Source organism: Paraburkholderia sp. GAS334 (assembly GCF_050436625.1).
In the GTDB taxonomy this organism is placed as follows: Bacteria; Pseudomonadota; Gammaproteobacteria; order Burkholderiales; family Burkholderiaceae; genus Paraburkholderia.
In genome coordinates this window covers 36,101-55,750 of the sequence record NZ_JBNDMO010000025.1, presented here as the reverse complement: position 1 = coordinate 55,750, position 19,650 = coordinate 36,101, and the positions used below count along the sequence as shown (strand labels likewise).

Genomic DNA, 19,650 nt, shown 5'->3' with positions numbered 1-19,650 from the left:
CAACCTGCTCACGCGTCGCCGGCGTGGGCAGGTCCCGCTTGCGTCACAAGCGGTTTGCCAGTGACGCAAGCAATCGGTTTCAAGGCGCTTCGCCATATCACTGCATTTCGTCTCATGCCCGGAGTAGACATGACGGCAACATCAACGCGTCGACTGGTCGACACGCTGCGGCAACTATCCGCGCCGCAGACATCGCTGTACACCAATCTCGAAGTCTCCTCGAGCCGCCATCCAGAAAAGGCCGCAATCCTTTACTACGGCAGTACCGTAACCTACCGGCAGTTGCAATACGAAGTTCAAGCGATGGCGGGTTTCCTGCAGCAGCACTGCGGCATCACCCGGGGTGACCGCGTCGTCCTGTACATGCAGAACAGTCCGCAGTTCGTCGTCGCTTTCTATGCGGTGCTGCGCGCGGATGCGGTAGTCGTGCCCGTCAATCCGATGAACCGGACTTCGGAGCTGCAACACATATTCGAAGATAGTGGGGCTAGAGTCGCCTTCGTCGGCGAAGAACTCATGGAGCACGTACGGTCGCTGTCGGGCCGCCACGTGGACTATGTGATCCCTGCACGTTATGCCGACTATCTTCACGACCAGACCGATCTGCCGCTGCCCGACGTCCTGACATCGCCCGGACCGCAGCCTCATGCAGAATCTGTCGACGGCCATGCTGCCCCAATCGGCTGGAACGACGCGCTCTCTCGCGCGTGCATTCCGCGCGACCACGAATCCCGGCCCGAGGATCTGGCAGTCATTCCGTATACGTCCGGGACGACCGGTCGTCCCAAAGGGTGCATCCATACACATCGCAGTGTGATGCATTCGACGGTCTCGTGCGCTGAATGGCCGAGCCTCGCGAACAAGAGCGTGATGCTGTGCTCCGTGCCGTTGTTTCACGTCACCGGCATGCAGAACTGCATGAACATGCCGATATTCATCGGCGCCACGATGGCGATCATGACCCGCTGGGACGCGAAATGTGCCGCGCACGTGATCGAACGCTACCGCGTAAGCACGTGGATCACTGTTCCCACGATGCTCATCGACCTGCTGAACCTGGCGGACGTCGACAGGTTCGACCTGAGTTCCATTGCGTACCTGAGCGGCGGCGGCGCCGCGATGCCGCAGGCTGTCGCGCGGCAGATAGAGGAGCGTTGGGGCATCCCGTACGTAGAAGGGTACGGTCTCACCGAGACGATGGCGGCGACCCACATCAATCCACCGAAGCACAGCAAGCAACAGTGCATGGGGGTGCCGGTCTTCAGCACGGATTCACTCGTCGTCGATCCAGAGACGCTCGAGCCTCTCGGCGAAGGAGAAACAGGCGAGATTCTCGTCAGCGGACCTCAAGTATTCGATGGGTACTGGAAGGCGCCGGAATCCACGCGAGATGCATTCGTTCTGATCGATGGGAAGCGCTACCTGCGCACCGGAGACCTCGGCTACGTCGATCGGGACGGCTATTTCTTCGTCGTCGACCGGCTGAAGCGCATGATCAATGCCTCCGGCTACAAAGTCTGGCCGGCCGAGGTCGAGGCCATGCTGTTCGAGCATCCCGCTGTCCAGGAGGCGTGTGTCATTGCGACTCACGATCCGCGCCGAGGCGAGTCGGTAAAGGCGCTCATCGTGCTACGGAGCGGCGAATACGCGACGGAAGAAGACATTGTGTCATGGGCCCGCGAGCGCATGGCGTCCTATAAGGTCCCACGTGTCGTTCAGTTTGCCACCAGCTTGCCCCGTACTTCGAGCGGAAAGATCCAGTGGAGACTGCTGCAGGAAGAGGAAGCGCGCAGTCGAAACGCCCAATCCGAAGGTCGCCCCTGAAGCATATCGGGGGAGATGTTCTCGTTTGCCGGCGCCTGCGCGATCTGCTTTGCCAGGCGTAGGGTTATCCCGCACGCCCGTTCAATGCGATGGAATAAGGCGTGCCGCAGTGGTCGATGCGTTCGCAGCGCGGAATGTAAATTTTCTGGCAGTTGTGGTCAACGTTTCCGGGCAACGTGTGGTTGTGGGCACAACGCCTTGATCGGAGCCAGTGCCGTCAAGGACGAAGTTTTCGTCGAATCCGCAGGTTGATCAAGTCATCGCGGCCCGTCGAGTCACGCAACAAGCAGAAATCAAGCGCTCGAACTTTGCTGGCAATCAATAAGTTGTAGATGTGGTTCATATAGTTCGTAGTGCGACATAATCATAATATCGGAGTTTATAAATGAGGAAGGTAAGGAGATTGTCCGAAAAAGAGTTGCATCGACGCAAGGCCAGCCTGCTGGCTGCCATCATGTCTACTGCGACGCTGTATTCCGTCTCAGCAGCCGCGCAGTCGTCGGTAACGCTTTTCGGCCTCGTCGATGAGGGAATTCGCTACACGACTCATGCGAATCCGCAAGGCGATTCTCGCGTGCAGCTCGCCAACGGCGCAAACGAGAGTACTTGGGGATTCAGGGGAGCGGAAGACATCGGCGGCGGAACGAAGGTCGTATTCCAGTTCGAGAATCGCTTCTTCCCGAACTCCGGGGCGACCGACCCCGCTTATCCGTTCTTCAATACCGCATTTGTTGGCGTGCAGTCGAGCAGTTACGGAAAGCTGACAATGGGCCGCCAGCTCAACCCGCTTGCCGACGCTGTTCTGAGCGCCTTCATAACTAATCCATGGCTGCCGACCTTCTACCAGTTTCGGCCGGAAGTCACGATGGCTCAGGGCGTGTGGACCAGCAACATGGTCAAATACGCCGCGCGATGGCAATACCTGACGGCTGAGGTGTCCTACGCGTTTGGTGGCAATGCAGGCGCATTTGGTTCGGGAAGTCAGATTGGGGCATCGATTCTCTATTTGCCCGGTCAGCCATTGCGCCTGGCTGCCGCGTACCTTGACTCGCGCGATGCCGTGAACGGGTCCGCGCACTTCAAATCCTGGACTGCCGGCGGGTCCTATTCGTTCGAAGAAACGACGCTTATTGCCGGCTGGGCCGTGAACAGGCAGGACGCCAAATTTGTCGGCAATTTCCCTAACGGTCCATTCAGCCAGCCGGAATTGTCCGCGCTGAAATTCAATACGTTCAGTTCCCGGCAAATGTTTTATGGTGGGGTCACGCAGCTGATAGGGGACGCGACGCACCTTTCTGCGAACGTGTGGCGCACGATTCAGACCGGGAAGACGCAGGCAGCCAACGGGAACGCGACGCAATTCCAGCTGCTGGCGGACTATAGCTGGTCGAAACGCACGGATACCTATCTGGAAGCCGACTACTCGCTGTACCGCGGCGGAATGGTTGGCGCCCAGTTCCAGGGCATCAACGCCCTGAGCTCGGCGTACGGCACGACCCAGCTAGGCATCATGGCTGGCGTACGGCATACGTTCTAGCTTCGGGACGACGAGCGGCTCGGGAGCGCACCGGCGGGAGCGATCACTAAGAATCCTGAAAGGACGCGAGGATGTCCTTCGAACATATTTCGATTCGACCATACCGGAGAGCGATCGCTCCTTTTTCGGCCATTGCCTTGAGCTCCAGCGACAGTGTCTGGCGCGTGATGCCGAGCATCATGGCCAGTGTGTCCTGGGAGACGCTGACGTCCTGGCGACTCTGTGGCCACGTTGCCACGTCGCCCGCCGCGAGCAGCAGCAGGCGCCGCGCAACACGTGCGCGCGTCGAGTGGAGGGTGGCATCTTCGACCATGCGATAGAGCCAATTGATGTGGATGGACTGCAATTCGGCGATGGCCCGGAGGAACGCTTGACTCTGCATCAGTTCTTCAAACGCTGCTGTCCTGACCACGAAGACGGTCGAGCGCTCGATCGCTACGACATCACGTGCACGTGGCTGGCGACTGGTCATGGAAGTCTGTCCAAACCAGTTACCGGCTTCGATGACGGCCAGGATCGCCTCCTTGCCGTCTTCGCGAAGCGTGAAGGCTTTGAGTCTGCCGTCTTTGAGACCACAGAAGCTGGTCGGCGTATCGCCGCGGCGGAACAGAAATTCGCCAGCCTGCAGCGTGATCAATTCGCTTCGCTGGATAAGCGCCTCCTGCTCGACCGCAGGCAAGGCGCAGAACCACTGGTTTGTCCGCATTTCTTCGGACGTGTCGGTCATGAATGCCATTTTGAAGCGGTCAATGTATACATGTGCTGAAAACGCGACGGACGATCGCAAGTTGATGCGGCCTCCAACGCGTCCATATCGGACCGCGCGGCCGGAGGCCTCCACCCCATTATCGGGTTCGGGCCACTGATCGAGAAGCTCAATTCATTCTATCCCTGTGGAAAATCGCCATGCAAGGTCCACCTGGCGCGCTTTTGTTTGTGTTGTCCAGCGGCGAGACGCGGGAAATACCGCACATGCAAAAACCTGTCTCCCCCGACTGTATCTACAGCACTCCCCCATTCAGGGGGTACTTCCCGAGTCCTGACACCTGGATCATTGTCCCAACGCGATGCCACAGCAGGCCGAGAAAAATAACCAGATCAGCATTCGCTCGCAATTCATATTTGGACTAAAGGAGATATCGATGCACGACGAAGTCAAGACGCCAGGGTCCACCGCCTACGTCTATCCGTTGCTGATCAAGCAGCTGTTGCTTACGCCGTTCGTTCAGGCGCAGGACGAGGAGATCGTCTACCGGGATCAGTTCCGGATGACCTATGCGACCTTGCGCGAGCGTATTGCACGTCTCGCCAACGGTTTGAGCCAACTTGGCGTGCAGCATGGCAGCACCGTCGGGGTGATGGATTGGGACAGCCACCGCTATCTCGAATGCTATTTCGCTGTTCCGATGATGGGCGCTGTCTTGCAGACTGTGAACGTGCGTCTGTCCCCGGCTGAAATCGCCTACACGATCAATCACGCCGGCGCAGAAGTCCTGCTGGTGCACACCGATTTTCTGCCCGTCGTCGAAGCGATCAAGGACAAACTGGAAACAGTGCGTACTTTCATCTGGATCGATGAGGGAGGCGCCGAAGCTTGTGTACACAATATTCCCTTCCCGGCTGAATACGAGGCCATGTTGGCGGCGAACAGCACGAGCTACGCGTTCCCCGATTTTGACGAGAACACGCGTGCAACGACGTTCTACACCACCGGTACGACCGGTCTTCCCAAGGGCGTCTACTTTACGCATCGGCAACTGGTTCTGCACACCATCACCCTGATGGCGGCACTGGCGAGCCCTGTCTCGGGACAGCGTTTCCATCGTGGCGACGTGTACATGCCACTCACCCCGATGTTTCACGTCCACGCGTGGGGCATGCCGTATATCGCAACGGTTATGGGTGTGAAGCAGGTCTATCCCGGGCGCTACCTGCCGGACCGGCTCGCACGACTCGTGCGCGAAGAGGGCGTCACGTTTTCACATTGCGTCGGCACGATCCTGCACATGCTGCTCTCGTGCGCGGAGGGGAAGGCGACGGACTTGAGCAAGTGGAAGATCGTCATCGGCGGTGGCGCGTTGCCGCAAGGCCTCGCCCAGGCGGCGCTAGACCGGGGCATCGATGTGTTTGTCGGTTACGGGATGTCGGAAACTTGCCCCGTGCTCAGTCTCGCGCAACTTCCACCCGGGACCGAAAAGCTCGGCGCCGACGAGCAGCTTCGCCTGCGCTGCAAGACCGGTCGGCCTGTTCCTCTCGTTGACCTGCGTGTCGTCGACGACAACATGGACGAGCTCGTCCACGACGGCAAAGCCACTGGCGAGATCGTCGTGCGCGCCCCGTGGCTCACGCAGGGCTATCTGAACAATCCCGAGGCTTCCCAACAGCTTTGGGCCGGCGGCTATCTCCATACGCAGGACATTGCCAATATCGATCCAACGGGCAACATACAAATCACCGACCGTTCGAAGGACGTGATCAAGTCCGGCGGCGAGTGGGTTTCATCGCTCGAGATAGAAGATCTGATTTCGCAATACGAGGGTGTTTCCGAAGTGGCCGTCATCGGCATCAAGGATGAGAAGTGGGGGGAGCGACCGGTGGCGCTGGTCGTGCTCAAGGAGGGGGCGGCAGTCACGGAGGACGACATCAAGCAGCACGTATTGTCGTTCAGCACATCCGGAAAGATATCGAAATACGCGGTGCCGCAGATCGTGAAGTTCGTCGATGCGATCAGCAAGACGAGTGTCGGCAAGATGAACAAGAAGTGGCTGCGCGAGCAGTTCGCCTGATTGTCAAGAAAATTTCCGGGAGTGGAAGCGATGAGCACGGGCAATTACAGCGTGGCCAACATCGGCGACTTCGTGGGTCGCGAGCTGGGAGTATCGAACTGGGTCGTTGTCGATCAGATGCGTATCAACGCGTTCGCCGAGTGTACGGGCGACAGGCAATGGATTCACGTGGACGAGGAGCGGGCGAAGCGCGAGAGCCCGTTCGGCGGCACGATCGCACACGGTTATTTGACCCTGTCGTTGCTGGCGGGCCTCGCGATCGAGATCGGCATCGTTCCCAAGGACGCTTCGGCGGGGCTCAACTACGGTCTGGACAAAGTGCGTTTCATGACGCCCGTCAAGGCAGGCGCGCGGGTGCGTAGTCGTGTCACGCTCGTGTCGGTGGAGAACAAGGGCGGCGGCCGCATCCTCATCAAGGCAATGAACGAGCTGCAGATTGATGGCGAGGACAAGCCGGCACTGGTTGCAGAAACCCTTGCGATGCTGGTCGCGTGATTCATGACTTTTGGCGCAGCGGAAGATATTCCTGAAGGAGCAGCAAAATGGCGGTAACCACTGAAAGCCCGCAGCAAGGCGACAAGGCCGATGATCTCGCGGCGTCGGCTGCTGAGGGAATGCTGGGTCCCAATCCCTTTGTCGGTCTGCGGCCATGCGATATCGTCGCAACTGCGCAGCAAATCGGCGCTCAGGCATGGCGGCAACCTGGGTTGGTCATGGAGCAGGAAGCGGCTTTCGCTCACGAGCTTTTCGGGCTTTTCTCGGGTAGCGCGGAATCTACGCCGCCAAAGGGCGACAAACGCTTCACCGACGCCGCATGGCAGAACAATTCGCTGTATCGCGTGACGCTGCAAGGCTACCTCGCGTGGCGCAATGCCCTTGCAGGTTTCGTCGAGCGCTCCGGGCTGGATCCTGATAACAAGGAGCGCGCGCGGTTTGTAATGTCGCTCATTACGGACGCGGCGTCCCCGACTAACACGCTGCTGGGCAATCCTGCGGCGCTCAAGAAGGTCATTGATACGGGTGGCGCCAGCCTGCTGGACGGCTGCAACAACGTCGTGATGGACCTGCTCAAGAATCACGGGATGCCCGCGCAGGTCAACAAGACGGCTTTCGACGTAGGCAGGAACCTCGGTACATCCAAAGGCGCGGTCGTCTTTCGCAACGAAGTGCTAGAACTGATCCAGTACGCGCCGGCGACGCAGGAAGTCTACAGCCGGCCGCAGCTGATCGTGCCGCCGCAGATCAACAAGTTCTACATCTTCGATCTCTCCGAGGGCAAGAGCATCGTCGACTATCTGGTCAAGAACGAGCTCCAGGTTTTTGTCGTCAGCTGGCGCAATCCGACCGCGGCTCAAAGGCACTGGGATCTGGACACGTACGTCAGCGCGCTCGTGGAAGCCATTGCGGCTGTGCGCGAGATCACCGGGTGCGACGACGTCAACCTGCACGGCGCCTGCTCGGGTGCGATGACCATTTCGGCTTTGCTTGGACATCTCGCGAGCCAGGGTGAAAAGACGGTCAATGCGACCACGCTGATGGTTGCCGTACTCGACAACACCGCCGACTCGCAACTCGGCCTCTTTGCAACGCCTGAGGCCATTGCGGCGGCGAAGCAGCACAGCATTTCACGTGGGGTGCTGGCGGGCGAGGAAATGGGACGCGTCTTCGCCTGGATGAGGCCCAACGATCTGGTGTGGAACTACTGGGTCAACAACTACTTGCTGGGCAACGCACCACCTGCTTTTGACGTCCTTTACTGGAACAACGATACGACTCGGCTGCCAGCGAAGACGCATGGGCAATTGCTCGACATTTTCACGCAAAACCTCTTCAGCAAGCCAGGCGCGCTGACGGTGCTGGGCACGCCGATAGACCTTTCCGAGGTCAAGTGCGACAAGTATGTGGTGGCAGGCATGACGGATCACATTACGCCGTGGAAGGGCGTGTACAACACCGCCACGACGTTTGGTGGCAATACCCGTTTCGTCCTGAGTTCAAGCGGTCATATCCAGAGCCTGATCAATCCTCCCGGTAATCCGAAGGCAAAGTACTACCTCAACCCCGAGTTGCCCGCGAACGCCGATGCGTGGCTCGCCGGCGCACAGGCTGAAACGGACTCGTGGTGGGGCAACTGGAGAGACTGGCTGGTCGCCCGGTCCGGCGACAAGCGGGCAGCGCCTGCGGCGCCCGGCAGCGAACAACACCCGGCTGGTGTGAAAGCACCCGGGACCTATGTTTCGGAAGCCTGACCGGCATCATTGCCGGATAGCGAAAACGTTTTTTTGCAACTACTTTAACGGAGTTATCATGACAGCAACCCATCCCAGCAATATCTTTGCTGAATATACGAAGCTCATCACGCAGTTCAAGCTACCGGGCGTCGACGTAGCCGCCATCCTCGAATCGCGCCGCAAGGACATTGAAGCGCTCGCTGAGGCGAATATGACTGCGCTCGCTGGCGTACAGCAACTCGGTCAGAAGCAGGTGGATATCGTGCGTTCGACGATGACTGAACTGCAATCGCTCGTTGCCCGCTTGAGGTCCCCTGGCAGCGAACCCGCTGCTGCGACGGGCGAAGGGGTTCAAAAGACACTGCAAAAGGCATTCGTGGACATGCAGGAGCTCGCGGATGTGGCGTACCGGGCTCAAACCGACAGTATCGCTGTCGTCACGAAGCGCTTTGCGGAGCATGTCGAGGAATTGAAAGCGCTCATGCAGCCCAGGAAGTGATCTGGCGGGCTGGTGCGAGCCGCCGCCATAGCGATACGAAGCGAAGCGTCCAACCAGCAACCATCTTGCATGGGACCAGAGTAAGCGCTATGGGGCAGGAGTAAGCGCTAAAGTGCTAAAGCGCTAACTCCAGCCGACACGCTAACTCTGGTCGACACAGAGGATCAACCGGATGACCGGATTACAAACAAGCGCGGAGTGTGTCGACGCCATGCAAATTCAGACGATCGATCTGGACGGCCAGTTGCTGCGTGTCGCAGTCCGGCGTGGTAGCGACGCCTCGCCGCCGCTGCTTTTATTCAATGGCATCGGCGCAAATCTCGAACTGGTTGAACCATTCGTTGCGGCACTGGATGACGTGACCGTCATCGTCTTCGACGCCCCCGGCGTTGGCGGCTCGCCCGTCCCCTTGATCCCGTATCGGTTCTCGACGCTTGCCGTCCTGTCTGACAAGCTGCTGACGCGGCTCGGATACGCCGGCCCTGTCGACGTGCTCGGCGTATCGTGGGGTGGGGCGCTGGCCCAGCAGTTCGCGCACCTTTACCCCCGGCGCTGTCGCAGGCTCATTCTCGCGGCCACCTCTCCCGGGGTAATCATGGTGCCTGCGCGGCTGTCGGTGCTTTCAAAACTGATCGGGCCGCGACGCTATACCGATCCGGCGTACCTGCGGCAAATCGGGGCGGAGATATACGGGGGCGCCTACCGCCACGATGCCGCGCTGCTCGAGGAACATAGCCGCCATATCCAGGCGCCACGCGGCCGTGGCTATCTCTATCAATTGCTGGCTGCATCCGGTTGGACCAGCTTGCCGTGGCTGGGCGCGCTTCGGCAAACGACGCTCGTCGTGCATGGAAGCGACGACCCCATCGTGCCGCTCACAAACGCCAGGATTCTCGCGGCAAGGATTCGAAATGCGACCCTGCACGTGATAGATGACGGCCATCTTTTTCTGATCACCCGGGCAAGTGAAGTCGCTCCGGTGGTGAAGCGGTTCCTGCGGCAGGAGGCGAGTTGAGCTTCGTGACTGGGACAGACAGGAACTCCGGGCACGCACAGGCTGACCCAGTTGGGGACGAAAAGCTGGTTCGGCTGAAGCGCATGCGCACGACAGCGACCTGTTTGCTCGCGGCGATGATCGTGCTACTCCTCACGTGTGTGGCCTGGCAGGCTGCGTATCCCTGGCTAGCGTGGCCACGTGCTTTTGCCGAGGCGGGTACAGTCGGTGCGATTGCAGACTGGTATGCCGTCGTCGCGTTGTTCCGGCACCCGTGCGGGATTCCGGTCCCGCACACGGCCATCATTCCGAAGAACCAGCAGCGCATAGCCGAGAGTTTGGGCAGCTTCGTCGAGGAAAACTTCCTGACCCCCGAAATCATCGTCGGGCGACTGAGTGGTTTCAACGCGGCGCAAGCGCTGGCGGGATGGCTCGCGGTACGTGAAAACAGCGCGGTGATCGCGGATGTGGTGGCCGGTTCGCTCCCCCGATTGCTCGACGGCATGGACGAGACGGACGTCGAACATCTCTTCGGTCGTCTCGTCATTCCGCGATTGCGCACGCTCGAGGTGTCTCGCATGGCGGGTCAGGTCCTGGATATCCTCACCGAAGGCAACCGTCATCAGCCTTTGCTGGATCGCGGACTGAGCGCCGTGGAAAGGTGGTTGAGCACCCATGTGGACCTGATCAAGGCGAAGTTCGGCGAGGCGTCGAAATTCACGCCGGCGCCGCTGGACGCATACATCGTCAACAAGTTTGTCGAAGGCATCATTGCGCTCATCCATGAGGTCGTGGCGAACCCCGAGCACGCGCTTCGGCGTCAGTTCGACGGGGCGGTGCAAGATCTATCCAGCAACCTGCGGACGTCAGCTGTTTATCGCCGGTTTGGTCGACTGTTGCTGCGCGACTGCATTCGGCATCTCGAAGAGGGGGGCTATTACCGTGTCCTGCTCTGTCACGTCCGTGCGCACGTGCTTGCTGATCTCGGAAGCAGGCACTCCGCGGTGCGCGACATGATCGCCGGTACCTTCGTATCCATCGGTAAAGGCGTTGCGAGTGAGCCGTCCATTCAGCACAAGTTGAACGCATGGTGGCTTGATATTGCCGGCCTGCTCGTGTTGCGCCATCGCCATCAACTGTCGGCGCTGATCACCGACGTCGTGAAAGGTTGGGACACGAAGGAGGTGAGCCGGAAGCTCGAGGCCGAGATAGGCCGGGATCTGCAGTTCATTCGAATCAACGGCACGTTTGTCGGTGGCACGGTGGGCGTCCTGATCCATGCATGTGTATTTCTTGTCTTGCGGTAAGCCAGGTACTGTCCGCGTACTGCGTGCTATTAGTTATGTTTGACCAGTCCAAGCACCTGCGCGCGCGCGACAGCTTGAGCGCGTTTGTCGACGGCCAGCTTGGTAAAGATGCTCTTTACGTGGGACTTGACCGTTTCAGGTGTTATTCCGAGCGTACGCGCAATTTCCTTGTTTGACTGCCCCTGTGCGATCAACTCGACAATGCCGCGCTCTCGCGAGCTGAGCTGGGTCCGCTCGCCTTCTCGCCGGGGCGTGCTGTTGGGTTCGTGCTGTGATCGCCAGCTATCCAGCAGTCGGTCTAGCCAGGGCACTATTTCCTGCGCTTTGGCAGGGGTGCGGGCGCTGTCGCGCGCCAGCTTCAATAGCGGGCCGATCTCCGGCCCTTGATCGACAATGGACTGGCAGATCCCGGCTGGCGCTGCGACCGTCGCAACGTCGTGGAATACCTCGAGCGCCCGATCGCGCTCGCCTGCGTTCAGCCACGCCAGCGCGAGGAGGGTCCGCAGTCGCAGCGCGAGATAACTTCCGTGGAGGTGTTCGAGACGCTCGAGTGCACCGCTCAAAATCCCGACCGCCTCCTGGCTTTGCTGCCTTCGTATCGCCAGGCACGCAGCCGCGAGGTCCCGGTAGTTCTCGATCTCCGGCGACTCCGGAGCGGACGACCCGGAGCTGGAGGTGGCCAACTGACGCAGCTGTGCCACGCACGCGCCTGCTTCGGCAAGCCTGCCTTCTGCAAGATTCAGTCGAGTTCTTTCCGCGAGCGCGGCGGCAATCAGCCGGTTCCATCGACGCGCCTGACCCAGCACCTGTGCACCGTCGAGCAAGGCATACGCCTGCGCAAAATTGGAGCGCGCCACGGCGATTCGAACGAGTATGCGATAGCCGATCAGCACGCTGTCGAGAAATACGGCAAGTTCAATGACCGGCATGAGCTCGACGAGCAGCGCTTCAGCTTCGTCCAGCCGGCCCTGCTCATAACGCAATTGGGCGATCATCGGGGCGCACAACGCCGCCGCTATCGACTGCGGGCCCGAATGGTGCTCGGCGAGCTCCATCGCTTCGCTGAAATGGCGCTCTGCATGCGAAAAGTGCAGTTGCTGCATTTCCACATGGCCGAGCAGGCAGAGCCGATAGACCGAGGAGAATACGCTGCGTTGGTCTTCCTCGATCGAGTCGGGAATCCAGGGTGTGGCGTGAAGGGCCTCAAGATTACCCGCTTTCCAGTGGGCGAAGCGCGCCACGTTTGAGACCGCGTTGGTGGTCCATGAATCGCGCGACGGCCGGGCCAGATATTCTTGCGCGAGCGTAAGCGCCTTTTGCGGATCATCTTGTAAGGCTGCAAGTGCCGAGCGAATGGCGACGCACTCCCACCGGACATGGTCAGCGTCGATACCCTTGTCGGCGGCATCGCGTTCGATCGAATCCAGCATGGTGACCGCGTCATCGAAGCGCATGGCGAGTACGGTGCCCCAGGCAATTGCGAGCGTGACTGTGATCTGTGCCCGCATCAGGTCGGCTGGGAATTGACGCTGCCAGCCGACCAGCGTGAGCAGATCGCCTCCTTTCAGGAGGGACATGGCGCAGTGTTCCATGAGGCGAATGGCATCGTCGGTTGCGCCGGCCGCAATCGCATGCCTGACTGCGTCGGTCCACTGGCGCTGCGCCGCGTACCATTGCCACGCGCGGCGATGCAGGTCGGCGATCTCCTCGTGGTACCGGACCTCCAGCCGACGCTGGAGGTACTCGGCCATGAGCGGGTGATAGCGGAACCAGTGTCCTTCCAGGTCCAGCGGCTCCAGCAGCAACTGGCGCGCGACAATGGCGTCCAGCATGATCTGGCTCGGTTTGAGGCCGGTGAGCGCCTCACAAAGCGGTGCGCTCAGACGTTCGAGTATCGCCGTACGCAGCATGAACTCGAACATCCCGGCAGGTAAGGACTGGAGTATGTCTTCGAGGTAGTCTGCAAGCGGCCTTGATGCGCCGGTCGGCGCGCTGGCCCGCCAGCCTCGGGGGCGATCGTCCCGGGCCAGCACCGAAGCGGAGATGCGTAGCGCGGCAGCCCAGCCTTCGGTGGTCGCGAACAGCGACTTCATGTCCGTAGTGCGGAGCTTGCCGGGGCATTCGCGCTCGACGAAGCGGCGCGTCTCGTCGAAGTTGAATCGCAACGTCGACGCGTCGATTTCCAGGAGATCGTTTCGGGCTCGCAGCCTGGCCGTAGGAAGAGGGGGATCCGTTCGGGTGCACAGCACCACGTGGACCTGCGAGGGCACTTTGGCAATGAAGAGCGACATCGCTTCGTGAATCGGTGCCTCGCTGATCAAGTGGTAGTCGTCGATGAAAAGGTAGACCTCGTCGTCGACGTCGACAAGCTCGTCAATCAGCGTCGACGCGAGCGCATACGCCGGCACAAACGACGCTTCAGCGGTCAAGGCTATCACTGAGGCGCCAACGTTGCCGCAGGATTGCCGTAACGCCTGCGCGAGATGATTGAAGTATCGAGCGGGTTCGTCATCGTCGGCGTCGAGAGATAGCCAGGCGACCCGCGCACTGCTTGTCCCCAGCATGTTTAGCCAGGTGAGCGCGAGCGACGTCTTGCCAAATCCAGCGGGAGCCCTGAGCACCGTCAGGCGCTTCGTTTCTATCTGCGCGGCAAGACCGGCGAGGCGCGGACGATCGATCAGGCCGGCGGGCAGGCGTGGCGGAAGGACCTTCGTTGCGAGGAACAGAGGTGGCCTGTTCGGGAACGTCGCTTCTGTCACGTGCATCAGCTGCTCCAGGCGTTCGGGTTGACCCTGGCTGCCATCCCCCGTCCATGCAATCGTGCTCCCCTTTAAGGGGGATTTTGCGCGGTCTCGCGCTCGGACACTATGGATTCCAGCGAGGAGACGCGCAGTTCCACGGCTGGACAGCGGTGCGGCACGCCGGCCGGTCATGGGGAAGTCGCCCCTCGGCGGGCGCCGCCTGAACCGGTGTTTTGTTCACGAAATGATACGCCCAACCATCCTGAGGGAGGAGACATGCCTATCGCATCGAATCGTATTGCGCCGCACAAACTCAGGCCGGCGGCGCGTATCCCGGACAAACAAAACGAAACCTCGAGCGATCGGTTCACATGGCCGGCGTGGTGGAGTCCTTTATCGAAACGGAGCAGGCAATGAAAGTACTGGTTCCTGTCAAACGCGTCGTCGACGCGAATGTGAGAGTCCGCGTGAAAGCCGACGGCAGCGCCGTCGACATCGCGAATGTGAAGCTGTCGATGAACCCCTTCGACGAAATCAGCGTGGAAGAGGCCGTGCTTTTGAAGGAAGCCGGCGCGGCGTCAGAGGTGGTCGTCGTGTCCTGCGGGGTGCAGAGCTGCCAGGAAACGTTGCGCACGGCGATGGCGACAGGCGCTGACCGCGGCATCCTCGTCGAGACCGACGCCGAGTTGCAGCCGCTCGCCGTGGCGAAGCTGCTCAAAGCGCTGGTGGACAAGGAGCAGCCGCAACTCGTGATGCTCGGCAAGCAGGCCATCGACGACGACGCGAACCAGGTCGGCCAGATGCTCGCTGCGCTGCTCGGCTGGCCGCAGGCGACCTTCGCATCGAAGGTGAGCGTCGAAGCAGGCAAGGCGACCGTGACGCGCGAGATCGACGGCGGACTTGAGACGATCGAGGTCGATCTGCCGGCCGTCGTGACCACCGATCTCCGGCTCAACACACCGCGCTATGCGACGCTGCCCAACATCATGAAGGCGAAGAAGAAGCCGCTCGACGTGGTGACACCCGATGCCCTCGGCGTCGACATCGCACCACGGCTGTCGACGCTGAAGCTCGCGGAGTCGCCGAAACGCGAGGCGGGCATACGCGTGGCCGATGCCGCAGATCTCGTGGCGAGGCTGAAGAACGTCGCACACGTCATCTGATCGGAAGAGGGAAACATGTCCATACTCGTTATTGCAGAACACGACAATCAGACGCTGAAGGCTGCGACGTTGAACACCGTCACCGCCGCTGCGCGTCTTGGCGACGACATTCATGTTCTCGTCGCCGGATCGCAATGCGTGACTGTGGCCGAACAGGTCGCACGCATCGCCGGCGTGAGCCGCGTGCGGGTCGCCGATGCGCCGCACTATGCGCATCCGCTGGCCGAGAACCTGGCCGCGCTGATCGCGACGGTCGCGGCCGGCTACAGCCACGTGCTGGCGCCCGCCACTACGACCGCGAAGAACGCGATGCCGCGCGTGGCCGCGCTGCTCGACGTCGCGCAGATCTCCGACATCGTTGCCGTCGAGTCCGCCGATACGTTCGTGCGCCCCATCTACGCGGGCAACGTGCTGGCGACAGTGCGAAGCGCGGACCGCATCAAGGTCATCACAGTACGCACGACAGCCTTTGCGGCGGCGCCCGCCGAAGGCGGCGCGGCGGCGATCGAATCGCTCGCGCCGGCCGTCGAGGTCCCGGGCTCACGCTTCGTGAGCCAGCAACTGACCCGCTCCGGGCGTCCTGAGCTGACATCGGCGCAGCGGGTGATCTCGGGCGGCCGGGGCATGGGCTCCGGCGAAAACTTCGCATTGCTGGAGGACATCGCCAACAAACTGAGCGCAGCGGTCGGCGCGTCGCGCGCTGCCGTGGATGCCGGCTTCGTGCCAAACGACTATCAGGTGGGCCAGACCGGCAAGGTCATCGCGCCGCAACTCTATATCGCGGTCGGCATCTCCGGCGCGATCCAGCATCTGGCCGGCATGAAGGACTCAAAGGTGATCGTCGCGATCAACAAGGACGAGGAGGCGCCGATCTTTCAGGTCGCCGATTACTGGATCGTCGGCGATCTCTTCAAGGTATTGCCAGAGCTGTCCGGTGCACTGGACAAACTGCAACAAAACTGATGCCGGAGACCAGGATGAGCACCTATATTGCACCGCTGCGCGACATGCGCTTCGTGATGACGGAACTGGCCGGTCTCGGCGAGTTGTCTTCGCTGCCGGGCTTCGAGGAGGTGACGCCCGAACTCGCCGAGGCTGTGCTCGACGAGGCGGCGAAGCTCGCGACTGAAGTGCTGGCACCGCTCAACAAGCCCGGCGACGGGCAGGGCGCGCGCCTGACGAAGGACGGCGTCGTTGCAGCGGACGGTTTCGCGACAGCCTACCGGCAGTTCGTCGAAAGCGGCTGGAGCGGCCTCTCCGGCGACCCGGATTTCGGTGGCCAGGGGCTGCCCGAGTTGCTGCATGCGCCGACCGTCGAGATGTGGAATTCGTCCAACATGGCGTTCGCACTGTGTCCTCTGCTGACGGCGGGCGCCACGGAGGCGCTGAGGCAGCACGGCTCGGAAGAACTCAAGGGACGCTATTTACCCAATCTCGTCAGCGGCGAGTGGACGGGCACCATGAACCTGACCGAGCCGCAAGCGGGCTCGGATCTCGCCGCCGTGCGCACGAAAGCGGTGCCCGTTGGCGACCACTATCGCCTCTACGGCCAGAAGATTTTTATCACGTGGGGCGATCACGATATGACGGACAACGTCATTCATCTCGTCCTCGCACGCACGCCGGACGCGCCCGAGGGCGTGCGCGGCATATCGCTCTTTGTCGTGCCCAAGTTCCTGCTGAATGCCGATGGTTCTTCCGGGCAACGCAATGACGTTCACTGTGTGTCCCTCGAACACAAGCTCGGTATTCACGCGAGTCCGACCTGCGTGATGAGCTTCGGTGATCAGGGTGGGGCGATCGGTTATCTGGTGGGGCAGGAGAACAAAGGTCTCGCGCATATGTTCACGATGATGAACGAGGCGCGCCAGAAGGTAGGTATCCAGGGGCTCGCGATGGCGGAACGCGCTTATCAGCAGGCCCGCGAATACGCGAAGGAACGCGTCCAGGGGCGGCTCGCGGCCAGCAAATCGGGTGGCGCTGTTGCCATCATCCATCACCCGGACGTACGGCGCATGTTGATGACGATGAAGTCCGAGATCGAAGCGATGCGTGCTTTCGCGTACGTGATGGCCGCGGACATGGACCACGCGCACCGCGACCCCGACGCCGGTGAGCGCGCACGTCGCCAGGCGCGTGTCGATCTTCTGATCCCCGTGTTGAAGGCGTGGTGTACGGAGTTGGGCGTCGAGATTGCATCGATGGGTGTGCAGGTGCACGGCGGGATGGGCTACATCGAAGAGACGGGCGCATGCCAGTTCCTGCGCGATGCGCGAATCGCGCCGATCTATGAGGGCACGACGGGCATCCAGGCTGCCGACCTCGTAAGCCGCAAGCTCGCGTCAGATCAGGGCGCGGGGATGGCTGAACTGGTTGCGGAGATGCGTCAGGCCGCGCTGGAGTTGGCGCGCAGCACGGATACGCAAGTGGCGTCCGTTGGCACGGCGCTCGCGGCCGGTGTAGAGGCGCTCGACGATGCCACCGCCTGGATGCTGCACGCATTGGCGACTCAGCCCGATGCAGCGCTTGCCAGTTCCGTCGACTATCTGATGCTCACCGGCTACGTGTGCGGCGGGTGGCAGATGGGGCGCGCAGCGCTTGTTGCGTCAGGAAAAAGCGCTGCGAATGAAGACGTGGACTTCCATCGCACCAAGCTCGCCACCGCGCGCTTCTACGCCGACAAGGTCTTGCCCAGAGCGAATGCGCTTCTGGAGACGATCCGCAGCGGCGCATCGAGCGGGTCGAGCCTGCCAATCGAGCAGTTCTGACCCACCTTATGTCATTTCGGCTTCTTCAGCACATCGAGCCCTTCCGGTAGCTGCGCATCCGGGAAATGCGTGGAAAGCGTGGTTTCGCGCCACCGCTCCAGTTCCTCGGCGCGCTCAGCGTCTGCGAGACTGCAGACGTGCAGCGCATCGCCACCGAGCAACAGGCGCAACGGAAGTTCGTCGCGACGTGATAGTTCGACGATTAATGTCGCGATCTTCGCGGGGTCGCTGATTTCGTGACCGCCATAAGCTTCCAGAAGCCTGAGCATCTTGCCGACCGACTGTTCGTAGTCGGGCAACATGTCATCAATGCCGCGACGTGCTTCGCTGGCCCAGTCGGTGCGCATCCCTCCCGGTTCCAGCGTACATACGCGGATGCCCAGGTGAGCAACCTCCTTCGCCACGACATCGCTGAAACCGCCGACGGCCCACTTCGCCGCCTGGTAGGCGGACAACCCTGGGGTCGACGTGCGGCCGCCCGCCGATGACACCTGGAAAATATGACCAGCGCGCTGTTCTCGCATCACTGGCAGCACGGCACGGGTCAGGTTGACCACACCGAACAGGTTAGTTTCCACCTGATCGCGGAAATCTTGCGTTGTCATTTGCTCGAACGGAGCGGTGTGGCCATAACCAGCGTTATTAACCAGCACGTCGAGGCGACCAAAGGCATTGAGCGCGTGGTCGACCGCGCGCTGCGCGGCAACCTCATCGGTGACATCGAGTGCGACGGCACGAATCCGGTCTTCATAGCGCTCGACTAGATCTACCAGGCGTTCGGGATCGCGGGCGCCAGCAACAAGACGATCGCCCGAGGCAAGGACCGCCTCGCTGATCAGACGCCCAAGGCCGCGCGCAGCGCCGGTTACCAGCCAGATTTTTGAAGTATCAGACATAGTGAATCCCTTTAGTTGCGGCCCCCTGCGAGGCCTTCGAGACGTTTTCCCAGCTTTCCCAAACCTTCAGGCGTTCCGCGTAGACCTGTTCGATCAACGGAAATGTGTAATCTCCCGAGCGAGAAGATGATCGCTACAAGCTGACATATTGGGTAAAACTGTCAGTTGCAGTCTAGTTCATTTGACAGTTTTCGTCAAAGTGTCTTGCCGTCGATGTGTCATAATCGCTGTCATGAGCGAAGGAACTTCAACGCGCCGTGACCAGGTGGTCCAGGCGGCGATAGGCGTATTTCTACGATATGGCTATGCGCGCACGACAATGGCAGACATCGCGCAAGCGGCGGGTCTATCTCGTCCGACGCTGTATCTGGCGTTTCCCGACAAGGACGCGATCTTTCATGCAGTCGTGGACGCGATGGTGGCTGACAAGCTGAGCGAGATTCGCCAGCGACTGCCTCGTTATCGCGGGTTCGAAAAAAAACTGCGCTATGCCTGTGAGGCGTGGGGAGCAGAGGGATTCGAGTTGGTACAGGCACACCCGGACGCAAAAGACATGTTTGATCTGGGTTTCGCGTCCGTCTGTAATGGATTTTCCGCGTTCGGCGACTTGTTGACGGAAATCATCAGTGCACCACTCGCCGAATCGGGCCTCGGGATAGCAGCCGGCGACCTGGCTCAGACGATCGTGTTTGCTATCAAGGGGTTTAAGGAAATTGCTCGCGATGGTGCAGACATGCGGCGAATGATTGGCGTGCAGGTCGCGATCGTCTCTGCCGCGCTGGGTCGGAAAGGCTGATCTACCTTTATCGGAAAAGGTGCCACTGGTTGCCAATCCGATCCGTTTGTCGGAGTCTCTCATGCAATACCGGCGAATTCGCCGACCCTCGGAGAGCATACGGAAGAG

The 19,650-nt window shown here is 60.8% G+C and carries 15 protein-coding genes; 12 read left to right on the top strand and 3 right to left on the bottom strand.

The features are described from left to right. The first annotated feature begins 129 nt into the window (after positions 1–129). Positions 130–1,824 (top strand): long-chain-fatty-acid--CoA ligase, encoded by a 1,695-nt coding sequence (locus P3T21_RS30790; protein ID WP_429259720.1) that lies wholly within the window; start codon positions 130–132, stop codon positions 1,822–1,824. Between the two features lie 385 nt (positions 1,825–2,209). Then, the gene (locus P3T21_RS30785; RefSeq protein ID WP_429259719.1) at positions 2,210–3,361 is read left to right on the top strand and encodes a porin; all 1,152 of its coding nucleotides are present in this window, start codon (positions 2,210–2,212) and stop codon (positions 3,359–3,361) included. A 46-nt stretch (positions 3,362–3,407) separates the two neighbouring features. Here P3T21_RS30785 and P3T21_RS30780 read toward each other — a convergent pair whose 3' ends face one another. Then, positions 3,408–4,097 (bottom strand): Crp/Fnr family transcriptional regulator, encoded by a 690-nt coding sequence (locus tag P3T21_RS30780; RefSeq protein ID WP_429259718.1) that lies wholly within the window; start codon positions 4,095–4,097, stop codon positions 3,408–3,410. A 406-nt stretch (positions 4,098–4,503) separates the two neighbouring features. On the opposite strand from P3T21_RS30780, the gene P3T21_RS30775 reads away from it, so the two are divergent. From P3T21_RS30775 to P3T21_RS30750, 6 genes are all read left to right on the top strand, one after another. Continuing rightward, the gene (locus P3T21_RS30775) at positions 4,504–6,147 is read left to right on the top strand and encodes a fatty acid--CoA ligase (protein WP_429259717.1); all 1,644 of its coding nucleotides are present in this window, start codon (positions 4,504–4,506) and stop codon (positions 6,145–6,147) included. Between the two features lie 30 nt (positions 6,148–6,177). After that, entirely contained in the window at positions 6,178–6,642 is a 465-nt protein-coding gene (locus P3T21_RS30770) for a MaoC family dehydratase (RefSeq protein WP_429259716.1), read from the top strand. 47 nt (positions 6,643–6,689) lie between these two features. Further along, a complete protein-coding gene (locus tag P3T21_RS30765) occupies positions 6,690–8,396 on the top strand; it encodes an alpha/beta fold hydrolase (RefSeq protein WP_429259715.1) in 1,707 nt (568 codons plus the stop codon). A gap of 58 nt (positions 8,397–8,454) precedes the next feature. Then, entirely contained in the window at positions 8,455–8,877 is a 423-nt protein-coding gene (locus P3T21_RS30760; RefSeq protein ID WP_429259714.1) for a phasin family protein, read from the top strand. A 172-nt stretch (positions 8,878–9,049) separates the two neighbouring features. Then, entirely contained in the window at positions 9,050–9,892 is an 843-nt protein-coding gene (gene phaZ, locus P3T21_RS30755; protein ID WP_429259713.1) for a poly(3-hydroxyalkanoate) depolymerase, read from the top strand. Positions 9,893–9,975: 83 nt separating this feature from the next. Further along, positions 9,976–11,178 carry a DUF445 domain-containing protein gene (locus tag P3T21_RS30750; RefSeq protein ID WP_429259712.1) on the top strand — a complete coding sequence of 401 codons (1,203 nt, stop codon included), beginning with the start codon at positions 9,976–9,978 and terminating at the stop codon, positions 11,176–11,178. A gap of 29 nt (positions 11,179–11,207) precedes the next feature. On the opposite strand, the gene P3T21_RS30745 is transcribed toward P3T21_RS30750, so the two are convergent. After that, on the bottom strand, positions 11,208–13,616 hold the full coding sequence (locus tag P3T21_RS30745; protein WP_429259766.1) for a LuxR C-terminal-related transcriptional regulator: 2,409 nt from the start codon (positions 13,614–13,616) through the stop codon (positions 11,208–11,210). Between the two features lie 716 nt (positions 13,617–14,332). Between P3T21_RS30745 and P3T21_RS30740 the strand changes: the two genes are divergently transcribed. Genes P3T21_RS30740 through P3T21_RS30730 form a run of 3 tightly spaced genes read left to right on the top strand, consistent with a single transcriptional unit; the run spans position 14,333 to position 17,850 of the window. Beyond that, entirely contained in the window at positions 14,333–15,082 is a 750-nt protein-coding gene (locus tag P3T21_RS30740) for an electron transfer flavoprotein subunit beta/FixA family protein (protein WP_429259711.1), read from the top strand. Positions 15,083–15,097: 15 nt separating this feature from the next. Continuing rightward, positions 15,098–16,045, top strand: a complete 948-nt coding sequence (locus P3T21_RS30735; RefSeq protein WP_429259710.1) for an electron transfer flavoprotein subunit alpha/FixB family protein — start codon at positions 15,098–15,100, stop codon at positions 16,043–16,045. 14 nt (positions 16,046–16,059) lie between these two features. Then, positions 16,060–17,850: an acyl-CoA dehydrogenase C-terminal domain-containing protein gene (locus P3T21_RS30730; protein ID WP_429259709.1), complete on the top strand. Its 1,791-nt coding sequence runs from the start codon at positions 16,060–16,062 to the stop codon at positions 17,848–17,850. Positions 17,851–17,861: 11 nt separating this feature from the next. On the opposite strand, the gene P3T21_RS30725 is transcribed toward P3T21_RS30730, so the two are convergent. Beyond that, positions 17,862–18,746, bottom strand: coding sequence for an SDR family NAD(P)-dependent oxidoreductase (locus tag P3T21_RS30725; protein WP_429259708.1), 885 nt, complete (start codon positions 18,744–18,746; stop codon positions 17,862–17,864). 232 nt (positions 18,747–18,978) lie between these two features. Here P3T21_RS30725 and P3T21_RS30720 point away from each other — a divergent pair, with 232 nt between their 5' ends. Next, positions 18,979–19,542 (top strand): TetR/AcrR family transcriptional regulator, encoded by a 564-nt coding sequence (locus tag P3T21_RS30720; RefSeq protein ID WP_429259707.1) that lies wholly within the window; start codon positions 18,979–18,981, stop codon positions 19,540–19,542. The last annotated feature ends 108 nt before the right edge of the window (positions 19,543–19,650 follow it).

What these genes read in the sequence shown, in the direction of transcription:
- P3T21_RS30790 (WP_429259720.1), top strand. Translation starts at nt 130, where the DNA reads ATGACGGCAACATCAACGCGTCGACTGGTCGACACGCTGCGGCAACTA.
- P3T21_RS30785 (WP_429259719.1), top strand. Translation starts at nt 2,210, where the DNA reads ATGAGGAAGGTAAGGAGATTGTCCGAAAAAGAGTTGCATCGACGCAAG.
- P3T21_RS30780 (WP_429259718.1), bottom strand. Translation starts at nt 4,097, where the DNA reads ATGGCATTCATGACCGACACGTCCGAAGAAATGCGGACAAACCAGTGG.
- P3T21_RS30775 (WP_429259717.1), top strand. Translation starts at nt 4,504, where the DNA reads ATGCACGACGAAGTCAAGACGCCAGGGTCCACCGCCTACGTCTATCCG.
- P3T21_RS30770 (WP_429259716.1), top strand. Translation starts at nt 6,178, where the DNA reads ATGAGCACGGGCAATTACAGCGTGGCCAACATCGGCGACTTCGTGGGT.
- P3T21_RS30765 (WP_429259715.1), top strand. Translation starts at nt 6,690, where the DNA reads ATGGCGGTAACCACTGAAAGCCCGCAGCAAGGCGACAAGGCCGATGAT.
- P3T21_RS30760 (WP_429259714.1), top strand. Translation starts at nt 8,455, where the DNA reads ATGACAGCAACCCATCCCAGCAATATCTTTGCTGAATATACGAAGCTC.
- phaZ (WP_429259713.1), top strand. Translation starts at nt 9,050, where the DNA reads ATGACCGGATTACAAACAAGCGCGGAGTGTGTCGACGCCATGCAAATT.
- P3T21_RS30750 (WP_429259712.1), top strand. Translation starts at nt 9,976, where the DNA reads ATGCGCACGACAGCGACCTGTTTGCTCGCGGCGATGATCGTGCTACTC.
- P3T21_RS30740 (WP_429259711.1), top strand. Translation starts at nt 14,333, where the DNA reads ATGAAAGTACTGGTTCCTGTCAAACGCGTCGTCGACGCGAATGTGAGA.
- P3T21_RS30735 (WP_429259710.1), top strand. Translation starts at nt 15,098, where the DNA reads ATGTCCATACTCGTTATTGCAGAACACGACAATCAGACGCTGAAGGCT.
- P3T21_RS30730 (WP_429259709.1), top strand. Translation starts at nt 16,060, where the DNA reads ATGAGCACCTATATTGCACCGCTGCGCGACATGCGCTTCGTGATGACG.
- P3T21_RS30725 (WP_429259708.1), bottom strand. Translation starts at nt 18,746, where the DNA reads ATGTCTGATACTTCAAAAATCTGGCTGGTAACCGGCGCTGCGCGCGGC.
- P3T21_RS30720 (WP_429259707.1), top strand. Translation starts at nt 18,979, where the DNA reads ATGAGCGAAGGAACTTCAACGCGCCGTGACCAGGTGGTCCAGGCGGCG.